Source organism: Salinivibrio costicola subsp. alcaliphilus (genome assembly GCF_001996185.1).
GTDB lineage: Bacteria > Pseudomonadota > Gammaproteobacteria > Enterobacterales > Vibrionaceae > Salinivibrio > Salinivibrio costicola.
Window position 1 is genome coordinate 20,475 of record NZ_MUFR01000013.1, and the last position, 11,882, is coordinate 32,356.

The 11,882-nt window shown below is 48.9% G+C and carries 11 protein-coding genes, 1 tRNA gene and 1 pseudogene; 11 read left to right on the forward strand and 2 right to left on the reverse strand.

The features are described 5' to 3' along the window. Positions 1–146 precede the first annotated feature (146 nt). From BZJ21_RS06075 to BZJ21_RS06110, 8 genes are all read left to right on the forward strand, one after another. Positions 147–1,511, forward strand: a complete 1,365-nt coding sequence (locus tag BZJ21_RS06075; protein ID WP_077669355.1) for a cytochrome ubiquinol oxidase subunit I — start codon at positions 147–149, stop codon at positions 1,509–1,511. Positions 1,512–1,520: 9 nt separating this feature from the next. Then, positions 1,521–2,522: a cytochrome d ubiquinol oxidase subunit II gene (gene cydB, locus BZJ21_RS06080; protein ID WP_077669356.1), complete on the forward strand. Its 1,002-nt coding sequence runs from the start codon at positions 1,521–1,523 to the stop codon at positions 2,520–2,522. Continuing rightward, positions 2,522–2,656 (forward strand): DUF2474 domain-containing protein, encoded by a 135-nt coding sequence (locus tag BZJ21_RS06085; RefSeq protein WP_077669357.1) that lies wholly within the window; start codon positions 2,522–2,524, stop codon positions 2,654–2,656. The genes cydB and BZJ21_RS06085 overlap by 1 nt, the downstream gene beginning before the upstream one ends. A gap of 240 nt (positions 2,657–2,896) precedes the next feature. Continuing rightward, positions 2,897–3,424 (forward strand): GrpB family protein, encoded by a 528-nt coding sequence (locus BZJ21_RS06090; RefSeq protein WP_077669358.1) that lies wholly within the window; start codon positions 2,897–2,899, stop codon positions 3,422–3,424. Positions 3,425–3,532: 108 nt separating this feature from the next. After that, positions 3,533–3,619: transfer RNA gene (locus BZJ21_RS06095), tRNA-Leu, on the forward strand. 312 nt (positions 3,620–3,931) lie between these two features. Then, complete coding sequence (locus BZJ21_RS06100; protein WP_158075507.1) at positions 3,932–5,881, forward strand: methyl-accepting chemotaxis protein; 1,950 nt, start codon at positions 3,932–3,934, stop codon at positions 5,879–5,881. 86 nt (positions 5,882–5,967) lie between these two features. Beyond that, positions 5,968–6,846, forward strand: coding sequence for a LysR family transcriptional regulator (locus BZJ21_RS06105; RefSeq protein ID WP_021023944.1), 879 nt, complete (start codon positions 5,968–5,970; stop codon positions 6,844–6,846). A 213-nt stretch (positions 6,847–7,059) separates the two neighbouring features. Continuing rightward, positions 7,060–7,986, forward strand: coding sequence for a YeiH family protein (locus tag BZJ21_RS06110; RefSeq protein WP_077461055.1), 927 nt, complete (start codon positions 7,060–7,062; stop codon positions 7,984–7,986). Between the two features lie 21 nt (positions 7,987–8,007). Here BZJ21_RS06110 and BZJ21_RS16290 read toward each other — a convergent pair whose 3' ends face one another. Further along, positions 8,008–8,154, reverse strand: coding sequence for a hypothetical protein (locus BZJ21_RS16290; protein WP_158011433.1), 147 nt, complete (start codon positions 8,152–8,154; stop codon positions 8,008–8,010). A 270-nt stretch (positions 8,155–8,424) separates the two neighbouring features. On the opposite strand from BZJ21_RS16290, the pseudogene BZJ21_RS06115 reads away from it, so the two are divergent. Then, a pseudogene (locus BZJ21_RS06115) lies at positions 8,425–9,057 on the forward strand (cation transporter); the annotation flags it as partial. A 156-nt stretch (positions 9,058–9,213) separates the two neighbouring features. Here BZJ21_RS06115 and ubiT read toward each other — a convergent pair. Continuing rightward, complete coding sequence (gene ubiT, locus BZJ21_RS06120) at positions 9,214–9,720, reverse strand: ubiquinone anaerobic biosynthesis accessory factor UbiT (protein WP_158075508.1); 507 nt, start codon at positions 9,718–9,720, stop codon at positions 9,214–9,216. Between the two features lie 219 nt (positions 9,721–9,939). On the opposite strand from ubiT, the gene ubiU reads away from it, so the two are divergent. Together ubiU and BZJ21_RS06130 are read left to right on the forward strand one after the other, a co-directional pair. Next, a complete protein-coding gene (ubiU, locus tag BZJ21_RS06125) occupies positions 9,940–10,935 on the forward strand; it encodes a ubiquinone anaerobic biosynthesis protein UbiU (RefSeq protein WP_077576595.1) in 996 nt (331 codons plus the stop codon). Between the two features lie 9 nt (positions 10,936–10,944). Further along, on the forward strand, positions 10,945–11,820 hold the full coding sequence (locus BZJ21_RS06130) for a U32 family peptidase (protein WP_077669362.1): 876 nt from the start codon (positions 10,945–10,947) through the stop codon (positions 11,818–11,820). The last annotated feature ends 62 nt before the right edge of the window (positions 11,821–11,882 follow it).

The window sequence follows — 11,882 nt, forward strand, 5'->3', positions numbered from 1 at the left end:
TCACCATAGGGACGGCTGACTTACTGAGACTATAACACTGCATAAAGTAGACTGTTATAGTTTAATCTGATTCGTCTGTATATGGGCACATTGATCGTGGGCTTCTACCATGCGCGTTAGTCTAATCACTAAAGTGGACTTCACGTATGTTTGGTCTTGATGCATTTATGTTGGCCCGTATTCAATTTGCGTTTACGGTTTCTTTTCACATTATTTTCCCCGCGATTACCATTGGTCTCGCCTGCTATCTCGCGGTGCTCGAGGGGTTGTGGCTTAAAACGCGCGAGCGTGAGTATAAAACGCTTTACCTTTTCTGGTCGAAAATCTTCGCAGTAAATTTCGGGATGGGCGTGGTGTCTGGGTTGGTCATGGCGTACCAATTTGGCACGAACTGGAGTGGCTTCTCGGAATTTGCGGGCAGCATCACCGGCCCACTGCTGACCTATGAGGTGCTGACGGCTTTCTTTCTCGAAGCCGGCTTTCTTGGTGTCATGCTATTTGGCTGGCAGCGTGTTGGCGATCGTTTGCACTTTTTTGCCACCTCGATGGTCGCGCTGGGGACCGTGATCTCTGCCTTCTGGATTTTAGCCTCCAACAGTTGGATGCACACCCCACAAGGGCATGAAGTGGTTAATGGTCAAGTAGTGCCTGTGGATTGGTTCGCGGTGGTCTTTAATCCCTCTTTTCCTTATCGCTTGGCGCACATGGTCGTCGCGGCGTTTTTATCCAGTGCGTTATTTGTTGGCGCGTCGGCGGCGTGGCACCTGCTCAAAGGGCAGCGCAGCCCAGCCGTGAAGCGGATGTTTTCGATGTCGATGTGGATGCTGTTATTCACCGCGCCCATTCAAGCCTTTATCGGAGATTTACACGGCTTGAATACCTTGGAATATCAGCCCGCTAAGATTGCAGCGATGGAAGGGCATTGGGACAACAGTCATGGAGAACCCACGCCTCTCATTTTGTTTGGCCTGCCGGATATGGAAGATGAAACCACCCACTATAAAGTGGAAATCCCCTATCTGGGCAGTCTGATCTTACAGCATAGTTTGACCGAGCAAATTCCTGCGCTAAAAGAATTTCCTACTGAAGACCGGCCTAACTCCCCGGTAGTTTTCTGGGCTTTTCGCCTGATGGTGGGTTTAGGGCTATTGATGATCACGCTTGGCATATTAGGGGCGTGGCAGCGCTATAAAGGACACCTGTTTGAACATCAGGGATTGCTTCGTTTCGCGTTCTATATGGGGCCAGCAGGCCTAATCGCCATTCTTTCCGGCTGGGTGACCACCGAGGTCGGACGCCAACCTTGGGTTGTGCATGGTCTGCTACGCACCCAGGATGCGGTCTCTGCGCACGGTGATTTGCATATGAGTATCAGCTTGATCAGCTTCTTTGTTGTGTATGGCTTAGTCTTTGGGTTGGGGTATATCTATATGATCCATCAAATTAAATTAGGCCCGGATCAACATGATGACACGCCCCATGAACCGTTAACTGTCTCTGGCCGTGTGTAAGGGGGAAACATGGATTTAGCAATGATTTGGTTTGGCATTATCGTGTTTGCTACCTTGATGTACATCGTGATGGACGGGTTTGATCTGGGTATCGGGATTCTGATGCCGTTTGTCAGTTATCGAGAAGAGCGCGACTTGATGGTGAATAGTGTAGCACCCGTGTGGGATGGTAATGAAACCTGGCTGGTTCTGGGAGGCGCCGCACTATTTGGTGCCTTCCCGTTGGCGTATGCGGTCATTGTTGACGCATTGACGATTCCGCTGACCTTGATGCTGGTGGCGCTCATTTTTCGCGGCGTGGCGTTTGAGTTCCGTTTCAAGGCATTACCTGGGCATCATGGCTTTTGGGATACCGCCTTTATGGCTGGGTCTATTTTTGCCACCTTCTTTCAAGGGGTAACCGTTGGTGCTGTGATTGAAGGTTTTCCCGTTGAAGGGCGCGCCTTTGCCGGCGGCGGACTCGATTGGTTGGCTCCTTTCCCAATCTTCTGTGGCGTTGGACTGATCATTGCATACGGTTTATTGGGTGCCACTTGGTTAATCATGAAAACTGAGCATCAACTGCAAATGCGTATGTACCACTTGAGCCGTCGATTAGTGGTGTTGATGGCATTATGTATCGCGATAGTGAGTGTCTGGACACCGTTAGCGTATCCCGGCATTGCAGACCGTTGGTTTAGTATGCCGAACCTTCTTGCGCTGTCACCCGTTCCTTTGTTGACTGCTTTTTGTTTGCTGCATCTTTGGTGCACTCGTCCTGACCATGCCCATCATCGACCTTTCTTAATGGCGTTGTGTGTCACGTTGCTGGGATTCATTGGCCTGGGAATTAGTATTTGGCCGCACATTATTCCACCCAGCATTACGATCTGGCAGGCAGCCTCACCACAACAAAGCTTGCAGTTTATGCTAGTCGGCGCGGTGTTTATCATCCCTGTTATTTTGATGTACACCTACTGGAGTTACCGCGTATTTAGCGGCAAAGTGAATCCCGATGAGGCTTATCACTAATGGCTGACACCACAAAACCCACTTGGCAGCGATGGCTTTGGTTGGTCGGCATCTGGGTAGCAAGCGTGGCTGCGCTCGGAGCTGTTTCTTGGTTATTTAGGGTCTTGATGCAAGCGGCAGGATTCCAAAGCTAACGGCTCAAGGGAACTACCATGCAGCGAACCAGGGTGTTCTGCACCTTATAAACAGCACTAGAGAGCAACCAAGATGGTTCTAATTCGCCCTAGGCTGAAGGTACACATGGCACAGTGGGATGATTTGTGTGTACGAATGCCGATGGTACTATACGCGAGTAGCTTGGCACAGTGACTCGTGAGGCTCCGGTGCCAAGTTACAAGCGTTCATCGGCTTTTCTTTCTTCGCTAAGGTACATTATGATCACACTCGAGCCTTACCAATTAATCGACGCCAACTTCTTCCCATGGAGACCAATCTATTTGGACGTAGCCCAAGCGCTCTCTACCCAGATTTCTACATCTCGTATTGATGTGCTGCATTTTGGTTCAACGTCTGCCAAAGTTGGCGGTAAAGGGATCATTGATTTATCGATTCTGTATTATCAGGGAGAGCGCGAGAACACTGTGGCTCACCTCTACGCGTTAGGCTTCCAAGATCAGCACAGTGATCAGCCTTTTCCAGCGCACCGTCCTCGTAAAGATGCGTCAGTGACTTATCAAGGTGAACGTTTTTTGATACATGCACATGTGATTGAAAAAGACAGTGAAGAGTATCATCGCCAACTCGCGTACAAGCAACACTTGCTCGACAACCCAGATGTCCGGATTAAGTACGAAAACACCAAACATGCAATACTAGCCCAAGGAGTGCGCGATCAAGATGTTTATGTGAAGCATAAAGCACCCTATGTCAAAGATGTATTGGCTAAGTTAAACGTAAAGTGAGTGAAATTTAACCGGCTTGGGTGAATTGTCTACACTTGACACGGCACAAGAAAAAAAAGATTGATTTATATTGGAAAATCATTAAATTAAACCGCGTCTATGAGGTGCGCCCCGGTGGTGGAATTGGTAGACACAAGGGATTTAAAATCCCTCGACGTTCGCGTTGTGCCGGTTCAAGTCCGGCCCGGGGCACCATAGCACTCATAGCCTGTGACATCATCATGTCACATCCCTTCCAAGTTCCATTTCTGTTTTATCGAAGCACTCATTCATATTAAGCAACCAATCAGCCGTATAGCCATAATGTTGGTAGGCCATTAATTGTGCTTCTTATTCGCTTTTATCGTTCCTTATTGCTCCATTTTCTCCCATAAACTAGTTAAAAAGAAGCCTCATACGCTCATTAAGCGATATATTCTATTTTTTCTATCATAATCGGCACCGCTGTCTAGATTGCTGACTAATATTGATATGTTGGTTAGTAGTGATAATAAAAAGGGACAGTGTATGCGTTGGCAAACTCTTTCAATCAGAAAGCGGATTTATATCGTTCTCTCCACCATTTTAGTGCTCAGCACGCTGATTGCGATGGTGCAACAAGCGATGTTATCAGCAAACAAACAGCTTGATGATTTAAAAAATATCATTCTGCCTAGTCAGTTACGTGGGTTGGCATTTGAGATCAGTAATGAACTGCAGCCAGCAATTACGGGCTCTAACTTTCTTGCTCACCATTCGGGGCTAATCGATTGGGTGGATAATGGCGGAGACTTATCTAATCTCGCGCCAATTCATCAGGCACTTTCCAACGCGAAAACGCGTCTTGGTGCAGATAATGCGTTTGCGACGATAGACACAGAGCAAGGCAAGTATATTTTTACCTATGATGGTGAGCATCGGAGCAGCTCGATGCAGACCTACCCTTATCGTGATTTCTACCCCAATTTTTTGAATAAAAATCAACCTTATGAGCTGAATATGAATCGCGATGTGAATAACAGCGAGTATGTGATTTTTATTAATTATCGGAGTGTCCCTGTCAACGCTGCTACCGGTCAGCCTTATGTGGTGGCGGGTGTCGGCTTTAATGTCAGCAGTTTGGTTAATCTCGTGCAGGGTTTTCGCATTGGAGAGCAAGGGCGTGCGATGTTAGCCGCGCGCGACGGCAGCGTAGAGGTGGCACCAACGGACTCCGCACTGAATGCAGACAACGCCAATCGCTTTCAGCAAGCGGTGACGAAAGGAGCCAATAAACCGGTTATTAGCGAAGTTACTATTGATGATAAAGCATTTTTTGTTGGATCTTACTGGCTAGCAGATTTAGATCGCTTTGTGGTGGTTGAAATCCCTAAAGCACAAATAACGGAACCCATCTTGAATCAGTTTATCCAGTCTTTGTTAGTAACCTTGGTGTTTATTGCCATTGCGTTGCTTGTCACGCACTGGGTGATCAGTAATTTGACCCAACCGATCAAGCAACTCTCAACTGAAGTCGATGAAATTGCCAATAAACTCGATTTGGGTCATCAGATATCAGTAAAAGATCAAGCCGAAGTCGGACGTCTTGCCAATAAAATTAACGGTCTATTAGCGCGTATTCGTGACGCATTGCAGGCAGTGAACCATACCGTTGACGAGTCGCAATCCGCATTTGGGGTACTAAAACAACAAGCCCACGAAGTGAATCAGGCAGGGATGGTGCAGCAACAATCGCTGCAAACTATCTCTGCGGCCAGCCAAGATATTACTGAAATTACCACTGAGGTGACGGATTCGGCAAATCACGCCGGCGAGCTGTCCCAGGCTGGGAATGCGGCGCTTAAAGAGGCCTTAAGTGGTATGCATACCAGTTTGCGGCATATTGAACAACTGGGTGAAAACATGACCTCGAGCCAAACTAGCTTGGATGAGCTCAACCACCATATTGAGAATATTCTTCGAGTGCTTGAAGTAATTAGTGCCATTTCCGAACAAACCAATTTACTGGCACTTAACGCGGCGATAGAAGCCGCACGGGCGGGGGAGCATGGCCGCGGCTTTGCGGTGGTTGCTGATGAAGTGCGCTCGCTATCACAACGTACCGGTGAGTCGACCAGTGAGATCCAAGAAATCATCAATCAGCTTCGTGCCGCATCCGACAATGTAACCGGACAAATTAATCAAGTGAGCCAAGATAGTCAGAATAGTCTTGATACTCACCAAAAAGCGGTTGCGAATATGGACACCTTGGATAGCAACCTACAAAAATTATTTGAGCACAATGCGCGGATCGCTGATGGTGCTAATCGACAAAGCAGCGCCGTGAGTGAGATTAATCAAAGTATTGAAGAGTTAGCGCAGCAGGGAAGTCGCACCCAAGAGGTATTTGAACAAAGTGAACAAGCAGTGACCAGCTTTGATCAACGCATGAAGGAGTTAACCAAAAAAGTCAGTGCTTTTAATGGGTTGAGCAAGTAACTATACGAGGTGTCGCACACAAATGCTAACGCCTTTATTGCTTGTGTCTTTGCCGTGCTCCGGTAGGATAGCGCGAGGAGGGCGGCATGAATCTAACCCAAATTGATGCGTTTTGTGCAGTGGCAGACACCGGATCAGTGTCTGAAGCAGCACGTCAACTGGATGTGAATCGCTCACGTTTAAGTATGGCGATTAAAGCGCTAGAACAATCACTTAACGCCGAATTGTTCTATCGCACCGGTAACCGTCTAACACTGTCGGAAATCGGCAAAGCTGTGTACAAAGATTTCGAGAGCATATCGGTCACGGCGGCGCGTATTCGCCGTACTTGCGAGCAAGCGAACGCGGGATTTAATGCCGAAGTATGGATCGCGCGTGATGATGCCATTCCCGATCAACTTTGGCAGGATTGGGCCCATCAGCTTAACAAGCGCTTTACCGCGACCTCCTTTAACCTTGTGCTGGCCTCGAGCGGTGATTTGGCCAACTTGGTTGAAACCCAACAAGTCGACTTTGCGTTTGGGGTCGATTACGAGCGTATTGACGACCCACGTATCAACTACCAACCGCTGGGTAAAATTCGCATGATGTCTGTATGTAACAGTGAGCATCCGTTGAGTCGACTACGTCGGGTCAGTGATGATCAACTACGTAACGCCATGCAAGCGGTAATGGTCTACCTCAACGAAAAAGACAATCCCGAGCTTCAACCCTTCTCACGCCGCTATATTGGCTTTTCTAGCTTTGAATATATGCTCAATACCATTTTGCAAGAAGAGGCATGGGGCGTGCTACCTGAGCCGCTGATCCGCAAACACCTCCGCGAGCAGCGCTTGGCTGTGATCAAGCATACTTACGGCCTCACGCAAGAAGACTATTGCCTGTTTACGGCGTCTGGTATGGCCGAACACCCTGGGATCCAATGGCTGAACGATAGCATTACTAACTATTTGTTTGATTTCTAGATCTTGTTTAATTTCTAAATCGTCTATTAAAAGTGATTTATATCATTGTCTTAGGCTGCTTTTTCGGGCGTTTTTAACTGACTCGAAAAAGTTTAAGATTTTCTGAGCGCACACATAGCGCTAGAATGCTTGCACTTGATTTCATCAACCCGGCTGATTGTCATCGAGCCTACTTATTTTCATCTAGCCCACTTATTGTCATCGAGCCTAATTATGACTGCCTATCTTCGTTATCTGCCTTTTTCTCTCGCGGTCCTCGCGTGCTTAACCCCCTGGGTCACTTCGCCCATCGCTTTAGTACTCGGTTTTTTACTTACGTCTTTGGGCGGGGTACCCAGCGGATTACCGCTCACTAAGATCACTAAAAAGCTCCTCGCGTACTCTATCGTTGGACTGGGGTTTGGTATTCCTTTGCAAGAGGCGTTGGCGGTTACCGGCGATGGGATAGGGCTGATTATTGCCACCATTACGGGCACTCTGGTGTTTGGCACGATACTGGCCAAGCTGATCGGGTTGGATCGAAAAACGGGTCATTTAATTGCCTCGGGAACAGCTATTTGTGGCGGCAGTGCCATCGCGGCCGTCTCGCCCGCCATCAATGCCGATGATGAACAAATTGGCCTCGCGCTGGGCACCGTGTTTGTACTGAACTCGCTAGCGCTGTTTGTATTTCCGATGATTGGGCATGCGTTAGGGCTTGATCAGCATACCTTTGGGACTTGGGCGGCGATCGCGATTCACGATACATCATCGGTGGTGGGGGCGGCGTCTGCCTATGGTGAGCAAGCATTAACCACCGCCACGACACTCAAGCTTGCACGTGCATTATGGATTGTGCCTGTCGCCTTTGTCAGTGCACTGATGTTTCGTAGTCACGCCAAAAAAATCACTATTCCATTTTTTATTGTCTTTTATTGCTTAGCTATCGGCATCAGTGATGTGTTTGTGCAAGCACAACCGATTTACGATGTGATTTTCGCGGTGGCTAAGCAAGTGTTGGTGGTGTGCTTGTTCTTGATAGGCTGCAGTATCTCTATCGCCCAGCTACGTGCCGCAGGCCCCAAGCCCTTGTTTTTTGGCATTGCGCTATGGGTGATTATCTCTTGCTCGTCGCTTGCTTGGCTGCTCTTTGCTGCTTAGTTGTCCGGTTTTGCTTCAGGATCACTCGTGCGGTGTGTCCTGAGGCAAACGGAGTACCGCGACCAATAAAAAAGCACTGAGTGCCGCAGCAAACTGCCACCATCCCGTGCTGGTCATTGCGAGAAAAAGCTGCAAGGTAATGGCAGCAAGCAAAATACCTTTCCTCATCTTCTTAGTCCATAAAGAATCTAAATATGCGTTTAGTATGCGCAATAGTTATATAAGAGCAAAATGCGATTTTGCGCTATCTCATAACTAAAATGTGTTTGGTACACTGAGTGTCAGAAATGCTGACAGCTGATTTGTGTTATAAATTATTGAAATTAAATGCTTTTCATTTTCCACTTAACGGGATGATGAAAACGCCAGCAAGTTCGCATTTGTAAAGCGGCGCAGTAGCACCAAGAATGTGTGCGTGTTTTCTACTTTTGGTGTTTTATGTCTCCTCAAAACGTGATCAATGAAAAGTCAGTCTTAGTGTTTTCAGCCCTTTTAGCATTAGGGTTTGCCATCACCGGCCTGGCCGTAGGGTGGTTTGCTGGCTCTTTAGTGATTATGTTCGACGGTATCTACTCGTTGATTAGCCTAGTGTTAACTTTGTTGTCACTGGGCGCGTCATGGTATATCCACTCGCGCTATGCAAGGCCGATCACACGTGCGCTGCTCACTCCGCTTGTTGTCGCCATTAAAGGTGCCGTGATTATGCTGTTGGTGAGTTATTCCCTTTACGAAGCGGTATCATCCTTGGTCGAGGGCGGACGTGCGGTTAATCCGTCATTGGCGGTGTTATTTGGTATCGTCAACGTGGTGGGTTGCGGTTACGGATGGTGGATGATTGCGCGTAAAAATCAAGCAGGGCAAAGCCAGTTGGTGGAGGCGGAATCGCGCCAGTGGCAAATGGACACCTTATTAAGTCTCGCAGTCACCTTAGGCTTTTTAGGTGCTTGGTTAGTGGCGCATTCACCTTGGTCGGATTATGCGGTTTATGCGGACCCTATGATGATGGTATTGATGTCGTTCTACTTTATCAAAGTGCCGTTCATCATGGTGCGTAACGCGTTAAAAGAGCTCGCACCTGTCACGGTAAAGTGGTATCGCACCCGAACGATGGCGTAATCACTGCAATACATATGGCGGCAATTAGCCGCCTCTTTATGCCATCTAGGCGGTATATCTATCGCACCGTTATCAACAGCCTGTCGTGCACCCGTCCGAATAGCCAAGTCACTACAACGCGAGTTTAGTGAGGTAGTGATGGCTTAACGTCAGTGAGCGTGCCAGCGGCTTGGGTAGGGTGTCGATTTCGAGGCTATCGAGCAGGTTTTTCACATGCAGCCCGAGTTCGGTATCACCACTGATACTGAGTTGGCGCTGGAAAAACAGCGTATCCGGATCGCAATAGTGAGTCGCCATTTTCAAAAACGCTAACCAATCTCCCTCGATACTGGCGTCTTCCTCCCCAGACAAGCGCACCAATAATTGGTTGTCTTCGTTCAGTGACACGAACCAATTGGCGTTGAGATCGCGTAAACCAATCCGAATGGTACGGCCAGCAAGAAAGTCGAACTCTTCCTCCGCCAGCGGCACGGCAAAAGCGGTATTCATCAATTTAGTCAACACTTGGGCCTGTAGCCCTTGTGGCAACTTAGTGATCGCTTTTAGGCCTGGTGTAATCAGATTGGGCTGAGGCAGTGGCAGAGCAAGGGGTTGTTGTGTGATTGGGTTAACGAGCATTTGGCTTTCCTTTGGTGCCAATGGTTGAGTGCCACTAGAGTAGCGAGGTTGGAGGCGCTGCCATTGGATCCGAGTCAAAAATGAGGAGGATTTTTGTGGCAACAGCGTCATTTATCGCGATTTTTATCCTCATGGGGAAGTGAGCTTGATACATATCAACCCCCCACACTGGCAACGCCCTTATCTTAGCCGGACAATCATAAAATGGAATGCAATGTTATGGAGCTCCTTTGTCCGGCGGGCAATATTCCGGCGGTTAAAAAAGCGATCGAGCATGGCGCCGATGCGGTGTATGTCGGCTTAAAAGATGATACCAATGCGCGCCATTTTGCTGGGCTGAACTTCACCGACAGCAAATTGCAGCGTGCCAGTCAGTATGTGCATGACCACGGCAAAGACTTGCACGTTGCCATTAACACCTTTGCTCACCCCGATGGTTGGCGCCGCTGGCAATATGCGATTGATAGCGCCGCCGGAAATGGCGCTGATGCACTGATCCTTGCTGATATGGCCTGTTTAGATTACGCCGCCAACACCTATCCCGATTTGGATATACACCTTTCTGTTCAAGCATCCGCCACTAACGCTGGGGCGATCCGTTTCTATCAGCAGCAATATGGCGTTAAGCGAGTGGTATTGCCGCGGGTGCTGTCTATTCATCAGGTTAAACAACTAGCACGCGATACCGATGTTGACTTAGAGGTATTTGCCTTCGGCAGCCTGTGCATTATGGCCGAAGGGCGCTGCTATTTATCGTCTTATCTTACCGGCCAGTCGCCCAATACCGTGGGCGCTTGCTCACCGGCGGCATTCGTGCGCTGGCAAGATACTGAGCAAGGGCTGGAGTCGCGCTTAAATGGTGTCTTGATTGATCGGTATCAAGCCGACGAAAAAGCGGGGTATCCCACCCTCTGCAAAGGTCGTTTCTGTGTCGACGGCAACCGCTATCACGCACTGGAAGAGCCCACCAGTTTGAACACCTTAAGTGTCCTGCCTGAGCTTTATCGCGCCGGGATCAAATCGGTCAAAATCGAAGGTCGTCAGCGCAGCCCTGCATATGTGGAGCAAGTTGCACGGGTATGGCGTCAAGCGATTGATCGCTGTGTCGCAAACCCCGAGGCGTTTGATATTGCACCGGATTGGGCGCATTCGCTCGATAGCCTTTCTGAAGGGGTGCAAACCAGTTTGGGTGCTTACCATCGCAAGTGGCAATAAGGAATTATGATGCAATTTTCTCTCGGGCCAATCCTGTATTACTGGCCCAAGGCTGAGGTTGAAGCCTTTTATCAAGCGGCGGCAGACAGCCAAGCCGATGTGATTTATCTCGGTGAAACCGTCTGTGCTAAGCGGCGAGAGCTGAAAACCAAAGACTGGATCGGGCTCGCGCGTGAGCTGGCTGAGTCTGGTAAACAAGTGGTGCTCTCGACCATGGCGCTGATTGAAGCGCCCTCAGAGCTGACCATGCTAAAACGCTACTGTGATAATGATGATATTCGCATTGAAGCGAATGACGTGAGCGCGGTGCAATTTTTAAGCGAGCGTCGGCAGCCCTTTGTGGTGGGGGCGGCCATCAATTGCTATAACCCGCAAACATTAAAGCAATTTGTCGACCTGGGTATGACACGCTGGGTGATGCCGGTGGAGCTTTCGCGCGATTGGTTGGTGAATATGTTGAACGGCTGCGATGCACTGGGTATTCGCGATCAGTTTGAGGTGGAGGTGACTGGCTATGGTTACTTACCACTGGCTTATTCGGCACGCTGTTTTACCGCGCGCTCAGAAAACCGTGCCAAAGATGACTGCGAGCTGTGCTGCCTCAACTACCCCAATGGACGGTTAACCGAGTCACAAGAGGGTCAAGCGGTATTTGTGCTGAACGGCATTCAAACCCAGTCCGGGCAATGCGCCAATCTCGTTAACGATTTACCGTCGATGCAAGGGCTGGTGGACGTGGTGCGGTTAAGCCCACTGTCGCTTGACACCTTGCACTGGATAGACAAATTCCGTGCTAACCAAGCAGGCACCCAGCCGCAACCGCTCAACCACGATTGCAATGGCTATTGGCACCATTTGGCGGGCATGACACAAGTCATCGGGTAGTTGACTTTTCCTTTCAAGGTGCGGGATGAATCACTTCATCAACATGGTTTTTAAGGCATTGT